This is a genomic window from Mesorhizobium sp. 113-3-9 (genome assembly GCF_016756515.1).
Taxonomy (GTDB): domain Bacteria; phylum Pseudomonadota; class Alphaproteobacteria; order Rhizobiales; family Rhizobiaceae; genus Mesorhizobium.
Genome location: NZ_AP023246.1, coordinates 641,716 through 659,080, shown reverse-complemented (window position 1 = coordinate 659,080; position 17,365 = coordinate 641,716). Strand labels below are relative to the sequence as shown.

General features: G+C 64.4%; 23 protein-coding genes. 6 read left to right on the top strand and 17 right to left on the bottom strand.

The window, feature by feature from the left end; genetic code table 11:
- Positions 1-3 precede the first annotated feature (3 nt).
- Entirely contained in the window at positions 4-636 is a 633-nt protein-coding gene (locus tag MesoLj_RS03070; protein ID WP_202325041.1) for an HAD family hydrolase, read from the top strand.
- Here the strand turns inward: MesoLj_RS03070 and MesoLj_RS03065 are convergent.
- The 8 genes from MesoLj_RS03065 to ureC form a co-directional block, all read right to left on the bottom strand.
- Entirely contained in the window at positions 633-1,400 is a 768-nt protein-coding gene (locus tag MesoLj_RS03065; protein WP_202325040.1) for a class II aldolase and adducin N-terminal domain-containing protein, read from the bottom strand. The genes MesoLj_RS03070 and MesoLj_RS03065 overlap by 4 nt on opposite strands.
- 87 nt (positions 1,401-1,487) lie before the next feature.
- Positions 1,488-2,129 (bottom strand): urease accessory protein UreG, encoded by a 642-nt coding sequence (gene ureG, locus MesoLj_RS03060; protein ID WP_202325039.1) that lies wholly within the window; start codon positions 2,127-2,129, stop codon positions 1,488-1,490.
- On the bottom strand, positions 2,126-2,566 hold the full coding sequence (locus MesoLj_RS03055; RefSeq protein ID WP_202325038.1) for a DUF3995 domain-containing protein: 441 nt from the start codon (positions 2,564-2,566) through the stop codon (positions 2,126-2,128). Before MesoLj_RS03055 ends, ureG begins: the two co-directional genes overlap by 4 nt.
- On the bottom strand, positions 2,563-3,234 hold the full coding sequence (locus tag MesoLj_RS03050; protein ID WP_202325037.1) for an urease accessory protein UreF: 672 nt from the start codon (positions 3,232-3,234) through the stop codon (positions 2,563-2,565). Before MesoLj_RS03050 ends, MesoLj_RS03055 begins: the two co-directional genes overlap by 4 nt.
- Positions 3,227-3,829: an urease accessory protein UreE gene (locus tag MesoLj_RS03045; RefSeq protein ID WP_202325036.1), complete on the bottom strand. Its 603-nt coding sequence runs from the start codon at positions 3,827-3,829 to the stop codon at positions 3,227-3,229. The genes MesoLj_RS03050 and MesoLj_RS03045 overlap by 8 nt, the downstream gene beginning before the upstream one ends.
- Complete coding sequence (locus MesoLj_RS03040; RefSeq protein ID WP_202325035.1) at positions 3,826-4,431, bottom strand: glutathione S-transferase family protein; 606 nt, start codon at positions 4,429-4,431, stop codon at positions 3,826-3,828. The genes MesoLj_RS03045 and MesoLj_RS03040 overlap by 4 nt, the downstream gene beginning before the upstream one ends.
- A 43-nt stretch (positions 4,432-4,474) precedes the next feature.
- Positions 4,475-5,068: a hypothetical protein gene (locus MesoLj_RS03035; RefSeq protein ID WP_202325034.1), complete on the bottom strand. Its 594-nt coding sequence runs from the start codon at positions 5,066-5,068 to the stop codon at positions 4,475-4,477.
- Between the two features lie 95 nt (positions 5,069-5,163).
- Positions 5,164-6,876 (bottom strand): urease subunit alpha, encoded by a 1,713-nt coding sequence (gene ureC, locus MesoLj_RS03030; RefSeq protein WP_446720292.1) that lies wholly within the window; start codon positions 6,874-6,876, stop codon positions 5,164-5,166.
- A gap of 167 nt (positions 6,877-7,043) precedes the next feature.
- Here ureC and MesoLj_RS03025 point away from each other — a divergent pair, with 167 nt between their 5' ends.
- Together MesoLj_RS03025 and MesoLj_RS03020 are read left to right on the top strand one after the other, a co-directional pair.
- Positions 7,044-7,433, top strand: a complete 390-nt coding sequence (locus MesoLj_RS03025; RefSeq protein WP_202325033.1) for a hypothetical protein — start codon at positions 7,044-7,046, stop codon at positions 7,431-7,433.
- 114 nt (positions 7,434-7,547) lie between these two features.
- Positions 7,548-8,042, top strand: coding sequence for a hypothetical protein (locus tag MesoLj_RS03020; protein WP_202325032.1), 495 nt, complete (start codon positions 7,548-7,550; stop codon positions 8,040-8,042).
- A 92-nt stretch (positions 8,043-8,134) separates the two neighbouring features.
- Here MesoLj_RS03020 and MesoLj_RS03015 read toward each other — a convergent pair whose 3' ends face one another.
- Genes MesoLj_RS03015 through MesoLj_RS02995 form a run of 5 tightly spaced genes read right to left on the bottom strand, consistent with a single transcriptional unit; the run spans position 8,135 to position 10,497 of the window.
- Entirely contained in the window at positions 8,135-8,440 is a 306-nt protein-coding gene (locus MesoLj_RS03015; RefSeq protein WP_115141435.1) for an urease subunit beta, read from the bottom strand.
- A 6-nt stretch (positions 8,441-8,446) separates the two neighbouring features.
- Positions 8,447-9,034 carry a HupE/UreJ family protein gene (locus MesoLj_RS03010; protein WP_202325031.1) on the bottom strand — a complete coding sequence of 196 codons (588 nt, stop codon included), beginning with the start codon at positions 9,032-9,034 and terminating at the stop codon, positions 8,447-8,449.
- Positions 9,035-9,068: 34 nt separating this feature from the next.
- Positions 9,069-9,323 (bottom strand): DUF1272 domain-containing protein, encoded by a 255-nt coding sequence (locus tag MesoLj_RS03005; RefSeq protein WP_140770598.1) that lies wholly within the window; start codon positions 9,321-9,323, stop codon positions 9,069-9,071.
- 15 nt (positions 9,324-9,338) lie between these two features.
- Positions 9,339-9,641, bottom strand: coding sequence for an urease subunit gamma (locus tag MesoLj_RS03000; protein ID WP_202325030.1), 303 nt, complete (start codon positions 9,639-9,641; stop codon positions 9,339-9,341).
- 13 nt (positions 9,642-9,654) lie between these two features.
- Positions 9,655-10,497: an urease accessory protein UreD gene (locus MesoLj_RS02995; protein WP_202325029.1), complete on the bottom strand. Its 843-nt coding sequence runs from the start codon at positions 10,495-10,497 to the stop codon at positions 9,655-9,657.
- A gap of 202 nt (positions 10,498-10,699) precedes the next feature.
- On the opposite strand from MesoLj_RS02995, the gene MesoLj_RS02990 reads away from it, so the two are divergent.
- The 3 genes from MesoLj_RS02990 to MesoLj_RS02980 all read left to right on the top strand — a co-directional run bounded on the left by MesoLj_RS02990 (position 10,700) and on the right by MesoLj_RS02980 (position 13,071).
- Positions 10,700-10,954, top strand: a complete 255-nt coding sequence (locus tag MesoLj_RS02990; RefSeq protein WP_056568590.1) for an acyl carrier protein — start codon at positions 10,700-10,702, stop codon at positions 10,952-10,954.
- A 4-nt stretch (positions 10,955-10,958) separates the two neighbouring features.
- Positions 10,959-12,167 carry a beta-ketoacyl-[acyl-carrier-protein] synthase family protein gene (locus MesoLj_RS02985; protein WP_140770592.1) on the top strand — a complete coding sequence of 403 codons (1,209 nt, stop codon included), beginning with the start codon at positions 10,959-10,961 and terminating at the stop codon, positions 12,165-12,167.
- Positions 12,168-12,366: 199 nt separating this feature from the next.
- Entirely contained in the window at positions 12,367-13,071 is a 705-nt protein-coding gene (locus tag MesoLj_RS02980; RefSeq protein ID WP_202325028.1) for a glutathione S-transferase family protein, read from the top strand.
- Between the two features lie 49 nt (positions 13,072-13,120).
- On the opposite strand, the gene MesoLj_RS02975 is transcribed toward MesoLj_RS02980, so the two are convergent.
- The 4 genes from MesoLj_RS02975 to MesoLj_RS02960 all read right to left on the bottom strand — a co-directional run bounded on the left by MesoLj_RS02975 (position 13,121) and on the right by MesoLj_RS02960 (position 17,237).
- Entirely contained in the window at positions 13,121-13,435 is a 315-nt protein-coding gene (locus tag MesoLj_RS02975; protein ID WP_140770588.1) for a hypothetical protein, read from the bottom strand.
- Between the two features lie 93 nt (positions 13,436-13,528).
- A complete protein-coding gene (locus MesoLj_RS02970; protein ID WP_202325027.1) occupies positions 13,529-14,140 on the bottom strand; it encodes a nucleoside triphosphate hydrolase in 612 nt (203 codons plus the stop codon).
- A 98-nt stretch (positions 14,141-14,238) separates the two neighbouring features.
- On the bottom strand, positions 14,239-15,339 hold the full coding sequence (locus tag MesoLj_RS02965) for a hypothetical protein (RefSeq protein WP_202325026.1): 1,101 nt from the start codon (positions 15,337-15,339) through the stop codon (positions 14,239-14,241).
- Between the two features lie 83 nt (positions 15,340-15,422).
- Positions 15,423-17,237, bottom strand: a complete 1,815-nt coding sequence (locus MesoLj_RS02960; RefSeq protein WP_202325025.1) for a methyl-accepting chemotaxis protein — start codon at positions 17,235-17,237, stop codon at positions 15,423-15,425.
- Positions 17,238-17,365: the final 128 nt, after the last annotated feature.

Below are 17,365 nucleotides of genomic sequence, written 5' to 3'. Positions count from 1 at the left end.
TGCATGACACCGAAGGCGGTTTTCTGGGACATGGATGGCACGCTGGTCGACAGCGAGCCGCTGCACGAGGCAGCCCTTGTGGCGGCAATGCGCAATGTCGGCCTCACGCCGCCATCCGACCTGCATGAGCGCGTCCTCGGCGTCGCTGCCTGGCCGGTTTACGAAATGATGCGCGACGAGTTCGGCCTGGACTTGGCCTTCGACGACTGGATCGTGCGCAAATACGAGCACTACATGCCGCTGGTCGAGGGCTTGCGGCCGCGCCCCGGCGCGATCGAGGTCTTCAATGAATTGCGCGCGCTCGGCGTTCAGCAAGCGGTGGTCTCCAATTCCGACCGGCTGATCGTCGACGCCAATCTGCGCGCCGTCGGCCTCTTCTATCCCGGCATGAAGACGATCAGCCGCAACGACGTGCGCGAGGGCAAGCCGCATGCCGAACCCTTCCTGCGCGCGGCCTATCTGGCCGATGTCGATCCCGCTCACGCGGTCGCGGTCGATGACAGCTGGCCGGGCGCCATGGCGGGTCTGGCGGCGGGCATGAAGACGATCTTCTGGCCGGAAAAGCCGATGGAAGGACCGCCCGGCGCCACCGTCATCAACAGCGCCGGGGAATTGCGGGCTCAGCTCGGGCTCTAATTCCGGTAAACCGGCTCTTCCTCGTCGAGGATCGCCTTCAACTCGGCGAGATGGCGCTCGGCCTGGCCGGGATAGTCGTCCATTTCGCTGGCCGTCTTCTCGGCGATGGCGTCGGACAGCGTGCGCAGCGGCCTGCCGGTCCAGAGCGCCTTGATGTAGGTCTCGGCGGCACGCTCGAAATAGAACATGCGGTTGAAGGCGTCGGCAACTGTGTCGCCGATCACCAGCACGCCGTGATTGCCCATTACCATCACTTTGACCTTGGGGTCGGTGAGAAGCTGCGAGCAGCGCTCGCCCTCTTCCTCGAAGGCCAGCCCGCCATAATGCGCGTCGACGACGTGGCGGTTGAAGAACATCGCCGAATTCTGGTCGATCGGCGGCAATGTCGAGTCGGCCAGCGAGGCCAGCACCGTGGCATGGATCGAATGGACATGCATGACGCAGCGCGCATGCGGCACATTGCGATGGATGGCGCCGTGCAGGCCCCAGGCCGTCGGATCCGGCGCGTTGGGCCCCGACAGCGTGTCCGGATCATTGGCGTCGATCATCAACAGGTCGCTCGCCTTGATGCGCGAGAAATGCACCTGGTTGGGGTTCATCAGGAACTGCGTGCCGTTCTCATTGACCGCCAGCGAGAAATGGTTGGCCACCGCCTCGTGCATGTTGAGCCGCGCCGTCCAGCGAAACGCGCAGGCGAGATCGACGCGCTCCTCGTAGAAGGGCAGGTTGGTCAGCGTTTCCTTCTGCAGGCGGGCGATGCTCATCGAAAATCCTCCGGTTTTGGCGAGAATGCCGTGATCGGCGGCTGCTCGCAACGGGTTTTGGTTGGTGCAGGGAGAAGCGGCGACCTGTCAGGCCGCTGTGCTGGCGGCAGCCGTGGCCCTCAACCCGCCATGCTCGACGATGAAGTCGATGACCTCTTGCAGTCCCTTGCCGCGCGACAGGTCGGTGAAGCCGAACGGGCGCTTGCCGCGCATGCGGCCGGCGTCGCTCTCCATCACGTCGAGGTTGACGTTCACATAGGGGGCCAGATCGCTCTTGTTGATGATCAGGAAGTCCGAGCGGGTGATCGCCGGCCCGCCCTTGCGCGGGATTTCCTCGCCCTGACAGACCGAGATGACATAGAGCGTCAGGTCCGCAAGGTCTGGCGAGAAGGTGGCGGCGAGGTTGTCGCCGCCGGATTCGATGAAGATGATGTCGAGATCGGGGAATTTCCGGTTGAGCTCGGCGATGGCCTGCAAATTGATCGACGCGTCCTCGCGAATGGCGGTATGCGGGCAGCCGCCGGTCTCGACACCGACGATGCGGTCCTCGGGCAGGGCCTGCAGCCGGGCCAGCATCATGGCATCTTCCCTGGTGTAGATGTCATTGGTGACCACGGCGATGGAGAACTCGTCGCGCAGCGCTTTGCAGAGTTTTTCGGTGAGCGTCGTCTTGCCGGAGCCGACGGGGCCGCCAATGCCGATACGAAGAGGACCGTTGGCTTGAGTCATGTCGGGAACTCCATGATGGCAAGGATGGCGAAGCCAAGCCCGATCAACAGGCAAAGCGGCGAATAATACCGGACATCGAGCCGGGCGAAAGGCTGCTCGGGCGCCAGCCGTCGCCACCACGGCGTGAAGCCGGCAATGCCGCGACCCAGGAACACCAGGCCGATGAGCAGCGAAGTGGCGGCAAGGCCCTCTTTCGGGAAGGGCGAGGCAAAGAAGCCGATCAGTGCCAGCGGCCAGAGCGTCGCCAGGCCGAGACAGGCGGCAACGGCGAAACTGGCGAAGGGCGTCGGCATTTCGTCGATCCCGCGAAAGCCGACGACGGCGCGGGCGCAGGAGGCCGCGTCCCTGCCCGGCCAGATGCCGCCAATGCCCCAATAGACATGCAGCGCCGTGATGAGCAGCAGGACGAAGGACAGCGTGAAGGCAAGCACGATCATGACCGGAACAGCCGCGAATACTGGGTTTCGTGCTTCATCGCCATGATATCGGAGACGAAGGCGCAGCCGCCGAGATCATCCAATGTCGAGCGCGACGCGCGGCCAGCGGTCGAGAGCGCCAGCGGTTCGAAGCCGGCCAGCAGTGTGGTGGCCTCGCTCTGTCCGACGACACCGAGCCTGATCGCTGCTTGGACGAGATTGGAGAAGAAGGCCTGCAGGAAGGCGGACAGCGCATCCTCAAGCGCAATGCCATTGCCGCCGGCAACAGCACCGACGGCGATGCAGTAGGCGCATTCGGCCGGCAATCGCTCCAGCACGGGATTGGGCCAGGCGGCGGCGGCCTTGAGGAAGGCGGCACCCTGCAGCATGGTCTCGGTATGGCGTTCCCGCGAGCCGGCCAGCCCCTCGGCCAGTGCAGCCACTTCATCGAGATCGCCTGCGTTGCGGGCGCGGCGCCAGCTCTCGGAAAACAGCACGGCATCGTTCCAGCCCGAGCCCATCTCGATCAGTGTCCCCAGCCAGCCGGCAAGGCCGGTGCCGTCAGCAACCAGGCCATCATGCACCGCGCGCTCGAGACCATGGCTGTAGGCAAAGCTGCCGACCGGAAAGGCCGGCGACAGCCACGCCATCAGCCGCAGCAAGGCGATGTTCGAAGGCTGGTCAGTCATGGTCGTGGTGATGACCTGCGTGGGAATGGCTGTGCGAATGGGAATGCGTGTCGCCATGTGAATGGGAATGCGCTTCCGCATGGCTGTGGGCATGTGCATGGCCGTGATCGTGGCTGTGCGCGCCGCCATGGCCGGAATAGGCGCCGCGCACCGGCTTGAACGGCTCGGAAACCTCGCACACCGTGGCGCCAAGCCCTTCAAGCATCGACTTGATGACGTGGTCGCGCAGGATGACGATGCGATCCGCCTCGATGCCCGCCGCGAGATGGCGGTTGCCGATATGCCAGGCAAGCTCGGTCAGGTGCACGCCGTCGCGGGCGCGGATGTCATAGACATCTTCCGGCGCGGCAAGGATCTCGATGTGGCGGCCATCCTCCAGCACCAGCCGATCGCCGTCGTTCAGGGCAACCGCCTCGGGCAGGTCGACCAGCACCTTGCTGCCGTCGGACAGTTCAATGGCCCGACGGCGCAGATGCCGCTCGTCATGAGGCAGAACGGCGCGCCCGGACGGCACGATGGCTCCCGCCTCGCCAGCGGCCACCACCGAGACGGCGCGCGGGAACTTGGTGAAATCGGTGTTGAGGTTGAGCTTCATTTCATGGCTCCGCCACTAGCTTGTGCCCGTGCGCGGGCAGGGCGCGAAAGCACCCGGTTGAAATAGGCGTTGACGCGCTCGGACTCGATCGGGAATTTTCCAGCACGGGCCCAGCCGCCCATGTCGCCGAGCAGCACGTCGACAGCGGAAAACCGGTCGCCGAGCGCAAACGGCTTCTCGCCGAGACGACGATCCAGGGCTTTGGTTTCCGAGGCGAAATCATAGGCCGCCGCCGGGCCGACATCGACCCGAACCTCCTTCGGCAGCAGGAAGCGGTGGCGCAATTTGTTCCACAGCGGCGCCTCGAACTCGCTCTGGGCAAAATGCATCCAGGAATCCATCTCGGCACGGCCGGCGATACCTGGATTGGCACCCATGCCCTTGTCGGCGTGCTTGTCGGCTAGGTAGACGCAGATCGCCGCCGAATCCGTCACCGTCAGCTCGCCGTCGATGAGGATCGGCACCTTGCCCGAAGGGTTGAGCGCATAGGCTTCCGGCGAGCGCAGTTTGACTTCGACGAATTCGTAGGGCTGCCCGAGCTCCTCGAGCATCCAGAGGACGCGGCTGACCCGGGATCCCTGTGATCCGACGGCCTTGTACATGAGAAACCTGCCTTTCCCAGGAAGCCTAGAGCATTCGCAGTCGTCATACGATCGTGTCGAAGAGCCGCAGGATGAACGATATCTGATAGATCAGCGCCGCCGCGACAAAGGCGGTGTGAAAGCGGCGGTCGCGCACCAGGATCGCGGCAATGCAGAGTGCGACGAAGATCGGCGTGCGGAACAGATATTCATTGCCGAAATGGGCGAAATGCTCCGGCCCTTTCAGCAACGTGTCGATCACGTCGAGCAGATAGGTCGCGGCCAGCAGGCCGAAGAACCAGGCGCGCCGCGAATAGAAGAAATCCTCGTAGCTTTTGTAGTCCAGCATCGAATCCGGAAACAGCAGCGCGCAGAGCAGGAACAGCGTGATCGCGTAGAAGATGATGAAAAGGTATTTGCCGAAGGTCCATGCCTCGATGGCGTAGAGGCCGAACTCCCACCACCAGAAATGCACCAGCATCAGAAGCACCGAAGCGACCCAAGCCAGATGCACGGGATAGAGCCGGTACTGGCCGGGATGCTGTATAATACGGGCCACCCCCGACAGCAGGCGGGTGACACCAAGTCCGATCACCATGCCCATGACGATGCGGATGTGCGGGAAGATGTCGTGGGCGGAGGCTATTTCGGTGGCCATGGCAAGTCATGCGGTTTCATTGAGCCGCATATTGCGGTGTCACGGCACATGCCGCAATGGGTTTCGCGCCGGTCGGCCCGGTCGCCGATCCAGCATCAAAACAGAAAATACCGTTGCGCCATCGGCAGCACCGTTGCCGGCTCGCAGGTGAGCAATTCGCCGTCGGCGCGGACCTCGTAGGTTTCGGGGTCGACCTCGACATGTGGCGTGGCGTCGTTGAGCACCATCGAATGCTTGCCAATGCCGCCACGGGTGTTTTCCACGGCGACGAACTGCTTGTCGACGCCAAGCCGTCCATGCAGCCCCGACTCGAGCGCGGCTTTCGAAACGAAGGTCACCGACGAATTGGTCCTGGCCTTGCCATAGGCGCCGAACATCGGCCGGTAGTGCATGGGCTGCGGCGTCGGGATCGAGGCGTTGGGGTCGCCCATCGGGGCGGCGGCGATCATGCCGCCGACCAGCACCATGTCCGGCTTCACACCGAAGAAGGCTGGGTTCCACAGCACCAGGTCGGCGCGTTTGCCGACAGCGATCGAGCCGATCTCTTTCGACAGCCCATGCGCGATGGCCGGGTTGATCGTGTATTTGGCGATGTAGCGGCGGACGCGGAAATTGTCGTTGTTGCCTGTCTCCTGCGGCAGCGAACCACGCTGGCGCTTCATCTTGTCGGCGGTCTGCCAGGTCCGGATCGCGACTTCGCCGACGCGGCCCATGGCCTGACTGTCCGACGAGATGATCGAGAAGGCGCCGATGTCGTGCAGGATGTCCTCGGCCGCGATCGTCTCCTTGCGGATGCGGCTTTCGGCAAAGGCAATGTCCTCGGGGATCGACGGCGACAGATGATGGCAGACCATCAGCATGTCGAGATGCTCGGCCAGCGTGTTGACGGTGTAAGGCCTGGTCGGGTTGGTCGAGGACGGGATGACGTTGGGCAGGCCGCAGACCTTGATGATGTCGGGGGCATGGCCGCCGCCCGCGCCCTCGGTGTGGAAGGCGTGGATGGTGCGTCCCTTGATCGCCGCCACCGTGTTCTCGACGAAGCCGGATTCGTTGAGCGTGTCGGTGTGGATCATCACCTGCACGTCGTAATCGTCGGCGACCGACAGGCAGCAATCGATGGCGGCCGGCGTCGTGCCCCAGTCCTCGTGCAGTTTCAGCGAGCAGGCGCCGGCGAGCACCATCTCTTCCAGCGCGGCGGGCAAGGAGGCATTGCCCTTGCCCGACAGGCCGATATTCATCGGGAAGGCGTCGAAGGACTGGATCATGCGGGCCATGTGCCACGGCCCCGGTGTGCAGGTGGTGGCCAGTGTGCCATGCGCTGGGCCGGTGCCGCCGCCGAGCATGGTGGTGATGCCGCTCATCAGCGCTTCCTCGATCTGCTGCGGACAGATGAAATGGATATGCGCGTCGAAGCCGCCCGGTGTCAGGATCTTGCCCTCGCCGGCGATGATTTCCGTGCCTGGGCCGATGATGATGGTGACGCCATCCTGCGTGTCCGGATTGCCGGCCTTGCCGATCGCGGCGATGCGGCCGTCCTTCAGGCCGATATCAGCCTTGAGGATGCCGGCGCTGGCATCGACCACCAAGGCGTTGGTGATGACGGTGTCGACCGCGCCCTGCGCCCGCGACACCTGGCTCTGGCCCATGCCGTCGCGAATGACCTTGCCGCCGCCGAATTTTACTTCTTCACCGTGAATGGTGAGGTCCTTTTCAACCTCGATGAAGAGTTCGGTGTCGGCCAGCCTGACCCTGTCGCCGACAGTCGGGCCATACATCTGGGCATAGGTAGAACGCGAGATTCTAGCCATCAGAGATTGCTCCCGAAATGCGGTGTGGTTGGGCGCGGGGCGCACATTGGCGCCATCCAATGGTCACGCAATGACCCGCCGGGCGACACCTTCTGATCCCATTTGGCGGTTGAGGTGAGCGGGTCACCCCAAAACGACCGTTTGCCAAATCGATGGAAGGAAAATCCATGCGCAAAACGATAATTCTTGCAGCCGCCGCCAGCCTGATGCTGGCCGGTGCCGCCAGTGCCCAGCAGCAGCCCGCGCAACAGCCCGCTCCGGCCACGCCTGCCCCCAAGGCGACCACTCCCGCCCCCGGCGGTCAGCAGGCCGCGCCGGCGATCCAGAGCGTCAACATCGTCGACATTACCGAACTGCCGAAGGACACCCAGACGCAGGTCAATCAGGTGATCGCCCAGCGTGGCGATGCCGGCCTGCAGAAACTGCGCAGCTCGATCGATGCCACACCCAAGGTGAAGTCCGCCCTCGAGGCAAAGGGAATGACCTCGGCGCAGGTGGTCGCGGCCAGCATGGAGCCCAATGGCGCGTTGACCTTGATCACCAAGAAGGCCAGCTGACGGCCCGGCTCGGCGGGCCGACATTCGGTCCGCCGGCCGCATCATGAGGGGAACCGTGGCAGGGTTGGTGTCGTTTCGTTTCCTGAGTGCTGGAACAAACTGCGAAAGCGAACGATGACCGTCACCACTTTGCCCGATGGCCGATGGCTTTATGCCATAGCGGCGACTGCGTTTCTGGCAGCGAGCTTTCCTCAGGCCGCGCTGAACGCGCAGGGGCTTGAAAGTCCGGAGACCGTCGATCGGATCGTCGGCTCGCAAGTCAGCGCGGAAGAGGCCAAGACCATCGCTGAAATCGGCAAAGTCACCTCGGCGATCGACCGCACGCGTGAAAACATCAGCACCGTGCGCAAGACCTCCAAGCTCGACAACGTCGATATCGTGTTCCTGACCGACGCGGCGCGCAGCGAAGGCGGCCCGCCGGCGGTCATCGAGAACAAGGTTCGGCAGCATCGGGACGATGTCGCGGAACTGCGCAAGGAGATCGAGGCCAACGCCTTGCTCTACAACGCCATCGATTCGCGGCGCGTGCTCGCGCAGGACATTCTGGCCGTCGAGTTCGACAATCCGGGAAAGATCGTCATCTATGCGGCCGCCAAGCCGTCGGACTAGAGCAATTCCAGGAAAAGTGTGAAGCGGTGGGAAAAGCGCATGGCGCTTCCCCCTGGGAATCTGTGCGCGCCGCGCATGAGACGCCACAAAACTCACAGCTTGCCCATCACCTTCTGCTGGAATCCATAGACCTCGCGTTTGCCGCCGAGCGGCACCAGCGTGACGTCGCGCTCCTGGCCTGGCTCGAAGCGCATGGCAGTGCCGGCGGCAATGTCGAGGCGCATGCCGCGCGCCTGTTCGCGGTCGAATTTCAGTCCTTCATTGGTTTCGAAGAAATGATAGTGGCTGCCGACCTGGATCGGCCGGTCGCCGCTGTTGGCGACTTTCAAGGTGACGGTCGGCAGACCCTTGTTGAGCTCGATGTCGCCTTGGACGGGGATGATTTCGCCAGGGATCATTGGGCTTCACACCACGCCGAAGGCGAGGCCGACGCCGATCGCCGCGCAGGCAGCGCCCGCGACGCGGGCCAGACCGCGCAACCTCAGGCCAAGGCTAAGGCCGGCGGCGATGCCGACGGCATGGAGCATCACGGTGGCGACGGCAAAGCCGGCCATGTACTCGAGCCCGCCGGCGTTTTCAGGCACTTCCGTGCCATGGGCGTGGCCGTGAAACAACGCGAACAGGCCGATAATGGCGACGCCCGCCGAGACGGGCAGATCGACCGCCAGCGCCACCAGCAGTCCGAGCGCCACCACGGAGGCCAGTATGCCCGGCTCGACGAAGGGCACCGGTACATGGGCCATGCCAAGGGCGGCGCCGCCCAGCATGACGCCGACAAAGGCGGCCGGCCACGCCCAGATCGCTTTGCCGCCCTTGAGTGCCGCCCACAGGCCAACGGCGATCATCACGGTCATGTGGTCAAGGCCGGACAAGGGATGCATGAAGCCGGCCGTGAAGGACGACGTCGTGCCAACCCCGACATGGGCGTAGGCGGGCATAGCCGCCGCCAGAAACAGGATCGCCGAGAGGGACAGTCGTTTTGCGGGGATCATTTCGATTTGCCTTCCGTTTCCAGTGTCACGGTGTTCACGCTGCCTTGCGAGGACCGCAGCCCTCGGCCTTGAGGACGCGTTTGGCGGAAGCCGGATATTTCTTCAGCATCGCCGTCGGTCGGATCGGCCGCGCCGAAAAATTGCCGCTGCAATTGGGGCAGACGCCGCCCAGCACGGTTTCCACGCAATCGGCACAGAAGGTGCATTCGAAGGTGCAGATCAGCGCATCCTCGGCTTCGGGCGGCAGGTCCTTGTCGCAGCACTCGCAGTTTGGGCGCAGTTCAAGCATCCCGGTTTCCTCTCCTCACCTGATGGGCTCGTGCACGGTCACCAGCTTGGTGCCGTCGGGAAAGGTCGCTTCCACCTGCACGTCGTGGATCATCTCGGCGATGCCCTCCATCACCTGCGCGCGGGTGACGATATGGGCGCCGGCCTCCATCAGTTCGGCGACCTGGCGGCCGTCGCGGGCGCCTTCGATGACGAAGTCGGTGATCAGCGCGATCGCTTCCGGGTGGTTCAGCTTCACGCCGCGCTCCAGCCGCTTGCGTGCCACGATCGCTGCCATGGCGATCAGCAGCTTGTCCTTTTCCCTCGGCGTCAGGTTCATGCAGGTTTCCGAATCACAGTGACCATAATTTGGGCAGCCCCGCCCGTCCGTTGAGCAATCCGACAAGCGGAACCAGCCGCTGGCGCAGTTGGTAGCCGTCCCCGGCGTAAAGCCTCGCAAGAAGCTTGCCAGATGCCTTAACGCTCCAGACACTGGCGCCGCCCTGGTCTGCGACGATCTCGCGGACCGGGTCGAGCAAGGCCTCCGCCCGTGGCGACACCAGCAGCAGCGTTGCCACCGCGATCGCGCCGCCGGCAGCCGCCGGACGGGCGAGCGTGGCGGCGATGTCAGGCCCGACGCGGAAATCCTCGCCATGGATGAGAAAGCCATCCTGGCGAACACGCCAGCGGTCACGAAAAATACCTTGCGCGGCGCGTTCGCCCATGGCCAGGCGACCGAAGACGGTGGCCTCCAGCAGCAGCGCCTCCGCCCCGGCGGCAAGCTCGACATCCAACGTGCGGGCGAAGGCGGCCCGGTCGAAGACGATGGTTTCCTGCGGCAGCCAGGCGATGCGGCCGTTTTCACCGACCGTCAGCTTGACCCTTACCTCTGCATGGTCGGATGCGGCGCGATAGACCTTCTCGCAGGCCTGGGTCGTTATCGCCGCCGAGGCATCCGCGCCGACATCGACATCCCAGCCGATGCGGTCGCCGCCAGTCAGCCCGCCGGCGGTGTTGATCAGCACCGCCTCCAGCGGATCGGCCGAAACGGCCGGCAGCCTTATCTTGGCGGAGCCGTCCTGATAGAGGCGCCGCAGCCGCGTGCGGCCGTCGGCGCTGGCGCAGCCCAGCTGTGCCAGGCCGGCGGCGCGCTGGGCCAAAGGGGGCGAAAACTTCGTATATTCGATCGTATCCACGCCGTCAGGTTAAGCACTGCGGCGGTTTTGTCGATATATAGCTTGTTGCTTGATGGCGTTTCCGTTTCTATAGAGGGAGCCACCTCGGTACGGTCAAGCGATGCTTGGCGGGGGTATGAGGCGACGATCGCGGCCTGATATCGAGGACAAGAAGGCGCTGTTCAGTTGGCGTCGGGAAACGACAAAGTGGGGAAGAAACCGAATGGCTGACCAACTGGCAACGGATATCATCGAGAAGATCAAGGCCCATGCCGAGCCTGGCGGCGAGGAAATCACCACCAACACCGAATTGACGGCGCTCGGCATCCATTCGCTGGAACTGACCGAGATCATCTTCGACCTTGAGGAGGAATATGGCATCGAGATCGAGATGAACACGGTCGATGCCTGGAGCAACCTGAAGAATGTTGGCGACATGGTCGAGGCCGTTCGCGCGCTGATCGCGAAAAAAGCCTAACCGAATGCTGAGACGCGTCGTCATCACCGGCCTTGGCGGGCTATGCGGGCTCGGCACCGATGTGCCGGCGATCTGGGGCGAGATGCGCGCTGGACGCTCGGCGATAGGTCCGATCGACAATCCCTTCCTGCACGACCTGAAGGTGAAGACCGGCTGCGAGATCAAGGCGCTGCCCGATCACGGCATCGAGCGCAAGCAGCTGGTGTCGATGGACCGCTTCAGCCTGCTGGCGGTGCTCGCCGCCCGCGAAGCCCTGCAACAGTCGGGACTGGCTACGCATGCCGACAACACCTATCGCATGGGAACCATTGTCGGCGTCGGCGTCTGTGGCTTCGAGACGGTTGAGGAAAACTATCGCGCCATCCTGATCGAGGGCAAGAATCGCGCCGGCATCTTCACCGTGCCCAGGGTCATGCCGGGAGCCGCCGCGGGCCAGGTCAGCATGCACCTTGGCCTGCGCGGGCCGGTCTTCGGCGTCACTTCGGCCTGTTCGTCGGCCAATCACGCCATCGCCTCGGCGGTCGACCAGATCAGGCTCGGCCGCGCCGACGTCATGGTGGCCGGCGGCACCGACGCGCCGCTGGTCTGGGGCGTGCTCAAGGGCTGGGAGGCTTTGCGCGTGCTGTCTCCCGATACTTGCCGGCCGTTCTCGGCCGATCGCCAGGGCCTGGTGCTCGGTGAGGGCGCCGGCATGGCGGTTCTGGAAAGCTACGATCACGCCATGGCGCGCGGCGCAACCATCCTTGCCGAAATCGCCGGCGCCGGTCTTTCCGCCGATGCCTCGGACATCGTTGCTCCAACCATCGAGGGACCGGAAGCGGCAATGCGCTTCTGCCTGGCCGATGCCGGGCTCAATCCCGAGGACATCGACTATCTCAACGCGCACGGCACCGGCACCAAGGCCAACGACCAGATCGAGACCAACGCGATCAAGCGCGTCTTTGGCGAGCATGCACGCTCGCTGTCGGTCTCATCGACCAAGTCGATGCATGCCCATTGCCTGGGCGCATCGGGCGGACTGGAGATGATCGCCTGCGTCATGGCTATCCGCGAGGGCGTCGTGCCGCCGACCGCGAATTACCGCGAACCCGATCCCGATTGCGATCTCGACGTGACGCCCAATGTCGCGCGCGAGCGCAAGGTGCGCGCCGCGATCAGCAACGGCTTTGCTTTCGGCGGCACCAATGCGGTGCTGGCGTTCAAGGCCATCTGATTCCGGGTGTGGTCAATGCCTGCCCAGGGGGTGAGCGCCTTGGCGGCCGCACACTATGCCGCCGCGTTCGATTCGGTTGACTGTCCGTGCATGGCGAAACTGTCGCCGCCATATTGATCCCGCCTGGCCGTGCGCCTAATTCTTGGCCACCCGCCAACACCGTGCGCCTTTGGCGCAAATCCCCGCTCAGGAGTTCTCGATGGCTGACCTGTCCGCCTTTCCGATCGCAACCCGTTGGCCGGCCAAGCATCCGGACCGGATCCAGCTTTACTCGGCGACAACGCCGAACGGGGTGAAGGTCTCGATCGCCTTGGAAGAGATCGGCCTGCCCTACGAGCCGCATCTGATCAACATCGGCAAGAACGAAAGCTGGACGCCGGAATTCCTGTCGCTCAATCCCAATGGCAAGATTCCGGCGATCATCGATCCCGACGGCCCGGACGGCAAGCCGATCGGCCTGTTCGAATCCGGCGCCATCCTGCTCTATCTCGCCGAAAAGACCGGCCTGCTCATACCGGCGGACGCGGCGCGGCGCTACGAGACGATCCAGTGGGTTTTCTTCCAGATGGCTTCTGTCGGGCCGATGTTCGGCCAGGTCGGATTCTTCCACAAATTCGCCGGCCGCGAGATCGCCGACAAGCGCCCGCTGGAGCGCTACCGCGACGAATCGCGGCGGCTGATCGGTGTGCTCGACGGCAGGCTGAAGGGCCGCAAATGGATCATGGGCAACGACTACACCATCGCCGACATTTCGCTGCTCGGCTGGGTTCGCAACCTGATCGGCTTCTATGACGCGCGCGAACTCGTCGGCTTCGACGATTTCGCCAATGTGGCAGCTTGGCTGGAGCGCGGCCTGGCCCGGCCGGCGGTGCAAAAGGGCCTGACCATTCCGGCAAGGGACTGAAACTGGCCTACGGGGCGATTGCCCTGGCCACCCGGCGATGCAGAACCTGCTACTTCGCCTTGGCCTTCGAACCGCCCTTGCCGATCACGGAGGCCGCCAGCGAGACGGCACCGCGCGCGGTGGCGACCACCGCGCCGGCGGCTACGCTTGCCACCGTCCGGACGGCACTTTGTTTGCCCTTCGCCGCCTTGCGCGGGCTTGGCGTCTTGGCGGCAGGCACGACCTTCCTCGGTGCGGCCTTGCCGAAAGCGGGTTTGGCGTCTTTCGAGCGCTCGGCGATCGCTGCTCCGGCACCGGCTGTCGCTGGGCTTGCCTTTGCCGTCCTGGTCTTGGCGGCTGCGGGTTTTCTTGCCTTGGTTGCCATCGGAAAATCCCTTACGCCCGACAAATGGGTTCCCGGACATAACGGCGCGAAACCCTTAAGGTTCCCGTGCAGAAATACCGAAAATTAAGCGTGTTAACCAATGACCAGATCGGCGGCCCGGCGCCGGCCCAACACGCGTTCGATGTTGGGCATGTCGTTGGAGGCGATCCAGGCGCGGGCATCCTCATCGGAGCGGCCATGGCCGTGCCAGCGCTCCACCAGGCGCCGCTCGAGTTCATTGCGCGGCACCTCGACGAAGATCGAGAAGTCGAACAGCGGCGCCAGCCGTGACCACGGCTCTTCGTCGAGCAGAAGATAATTGCCTTCGACCAGGATGAATTTCGTCTCGGTGCCGACGATCGCCGCCGCGGCGCGCGACAATTCCATGTCGCGGTCGAAGACGGGAATCGCGATCTCGGGTTCGCCGGCCCGGATGCGCTTCAGCAGGGCCTCGAAGCCGGCAAAGTCGAAGGTTTCCGGCGCCCCTTTTCGGGCGCGCAGGCCGCGCGCATTGAGCACGATGTCGTCATAATGGAAGCCGTCCATAGGCACGACTTCCACCGCCCCTTCCGGCAACAGGTCATGCAGGCCGGCCGACAATGTCGACTTTCCAGCCCCCGGCGGCCCGGCGATGGCGACGATGAAGCGCTTTGCCTTGCCGGCGCGCTTGAAGATGGTGGCGGCGAGATGGGCGATTTCGGACATGGGAAGCCTCACTTGCCTGGATGACCGGCACGATGTTTCCGCCGCATCTTGGCGGCAGTTCACGGAAATTTCAAACCCCGCGCTCGCGCAATCCCCGCTCAGGCAGGGACGGGCTGGCCGATGCGCAGGAAATCGCTGTCGAAGGGCACGTCCCAGCTCGATCTGCCCGCGGCAAGCCGCATGCGACCCTCGGCGGCGGTGATTTCCCCTGGCGGGGTGCCGCCGGACAGGGGCATGGCGCCGATGACATGGCGGAACGAAAAGCTTCGACCCTCGCCGAGCGCAAAGGCGGTCGCCACACCCTCGCGCTTCAGCCAGTTGTCGCCAATCGAGGCGGCGTGGCCGACCGCCGTGCGACCGTCCTCGATGCCGAGCACGCCCAGATGACGCCCGCTCCAGGGCGCGTAGTCGCGCCCGCCATTGCTGAGCCATAGCATGGTGACCGGCAGTTCGGCCGGGTTCTTCAGCACCAGCACGAGGTCGCCCTCGGCCTGGCGCGCCAGCGCCGTCCAGCCCGGCCCGCCATGATCGGCCTCGACCAGGGTGACGAAATCCTCGCGCCGGTCATCCATGCGGTATTCTGCCAGGTCGAGCATGCCGCCGCCGGCGGCGGGAAACCGGCCGAGCTCGGCCGACCGCGCCGGATAGGCCAGCATGTAGCGGCCGCGCGCGGGATCGGGCTCCAGCGGATCGGCTAATGTCGCTGCAAAGCGCTTCGGCGAAAAGGCCAGCCGGCCGCCGCCTTTCATCACCGTCATCGGGTGATGGGCGACGGAAATCGCGCCGGAGCCGCCGGAAAACACATGTTCCTGGTAGAGGAAGGGATGGCCGTCGATGAGTGTAAAAATCTTGTCGACGCTGGCGCCCATGACCTTGTGCCGCAGCCGGAAGACCGCGCGCCAGCCATCCCGCGTGGCGTTGCTGTCCACGACATCCCAGGCGCTGTTGGCCGTCCAGCCATGTAGCGGCGCCTCTTCGACATCGCTGCGCGAAAACGGCGCGCAGAGGAAATCGCCGGACAACCGGACCGTGCCTTGCGGCAGGTCCTTCGGCAGCGTCTCGCCCGCGTCGACCCAAGGGGCGCGGTGCAGTGGCCGAAGCTGCCTTCCGGGGCTCTCGACGACCATGTCGGCGATGTGGCCGACAGTGAGATCGAGCGAAACCGAAATACCTGTGGCCTTGATCGTGCTGATGGTCATTGCGCTCTCACCGAATCCGAAGCCGCGAACAGAACCCTTTCAGCGCGGGTTGCGCAAGCACCGCAATCGGCATTTCGCATCAGCTACTGCCGCTTGTACTCCCGCACCGGCGATTTCGTTCCGTCGGTATAGGTCACCTGCACCGACATCGATTTCACGCTGTCGGCGACCTTGAAATAGCCCTTGGCGTCGTAGGGGATGGCGTAGGGGTCCTTCTTGTCGCAAGGCGGTATATCGAGCGACTTGTCGAGCGCGGCACCGTTCAGGCTGAAGTGCACCTCCTTGATGGCGCAGCGGTAGGACAGCATCTGGGTGAAATAGACCAGGCCGTGATTGCCGCCGGAGTCGAAGGCGATCCACGACGTCCAGAACTGGTCGAGGATCTGCTTGTCACCTTGCTGCAGCGCGATGTCGGGGTCGAAGCGGATGTCGAATGGACCGGTCTCGCGGCCCCTGATGTCGAGATATCTTATCGCGATCGTGGTCGCCGCGGTGCTGCCAGGCAGTTCAAAGCTCGGATTGGCCATCGGCTTGCCGGTGGTCTGGTCGTTCATCGCCAGGAAGCCGGTGTCGGTGAAGGGGCCGCCAGTGCCGAGCCGCCAGGAAATCGCGGTTGCCGGCTCGGGTAGCGAAATGGTCATCGACCAGCCCTGGTTCGAACGCATCGGCGTCAGCGAAGGCACAAAGCGCGCGGGGTCGAGCACGTCGCCTAAAGCCGCCAGTCGGCTGTGGCTGCGGTCCAGCCAGTCGGCCAGCTGGGTCTGGTCGACGAAATATTTGAGCAGCCCGCCATCCTTTTCGTAGGAGACGAATTTGGTCAGCGCTTGGGCTTCGCTGCGCTTGTCGGCCAGCGTCTGGCTGCCGAGACGGTCTTCCGAGAACTCCTGCGCCAGGAGGTAATAGGCCGGCACGTAGTCGGGATTGGCCGCGATGAAGGCGTTGAGCTTGTCGAGGCGCTGGGCATCGTCGAACTGCAATATATGCACCAGCTTGATCGACAGCGCCTTGCCCTTGTCGGCAAGCTGCCCGAACACTTCACGGGCACCCGCCTTGCCGTCCTGCACCCGAAGCAGCGTGGCAAAGCGCGTATAGGGGTCGATGGCGTCGACGTCGAAGCCGGCGAAGGCGAGGTAGGAGCGCCGGGCATTGAGCATGTCGCCGGACAATTCGTAGACGCGGGCATTGTGGTAGAATTCGTCCGGCCGCTTTGGCTCGGCGATCGCCCCGCCCTGCGCCGCCAGTTGGGCAAACCCCTTGGCGATGGTGTCGATCGAAGCGGCGATCTGCTCGGTCGTGGCCTGCAGCTTTTCCGCCTGGGCCTGCTGCCGTTGCTGGCCGGCGACGAGCGTCTCGGTCGTCTGCTTGACCGCTTCGACGGTCTTTTGCGTCTCGGCGCCCTGTTGGGTCTGTTGCTGCTGCGCCGACGCGATCTGGTCGGTCTTCTGTGCAACCGTGTCGGTCGATTTCTTGACCTCTTCGACGGTCTTTTGCGTCTGCGTGACCGTCCGCTCGATCTTCGCCACCTTTTCGGAGACGATGCCCATCGACTGCTGCAGCTGCGCGATCGCCGGCACCAGGCCGGCGATGACACCGTTCTGCGAATTGGTCTGCTGCTGCACGGCATAGACGCCGCCGGCGACCGCCGCCGCACTGGTGGCGAACACCAGCGCCGGCAGCGCCCTGGCCGCCAGCACGAGCCTGAGCACAATGGCGATGGCGATGATGACCGCCGCGATCGAGGCGACCAGCGCGATATAGGCGGCGAACGGCGCCAGCGGATTGAGGATGTCGGAGACCGCGCCGCCGACAAAGGCGATGCTTCCGGCCCATTTGCCGGTGCGGCTGAGCGATGCCTTGATAAGCGAGTGCGCTGCGCCCCCGGCCCCGATGTTCGTCATGCCACCCCCCAAGCCAGCCGATGCCCACGCCCCTTCCCACGGGAAGCGCGGCGTTGGCAAGGAAAGACAGGAAACCGGCGATTTCGGGGCGGCAGGCCGAACTCGACAATCCTGGGACTATCAGCCAT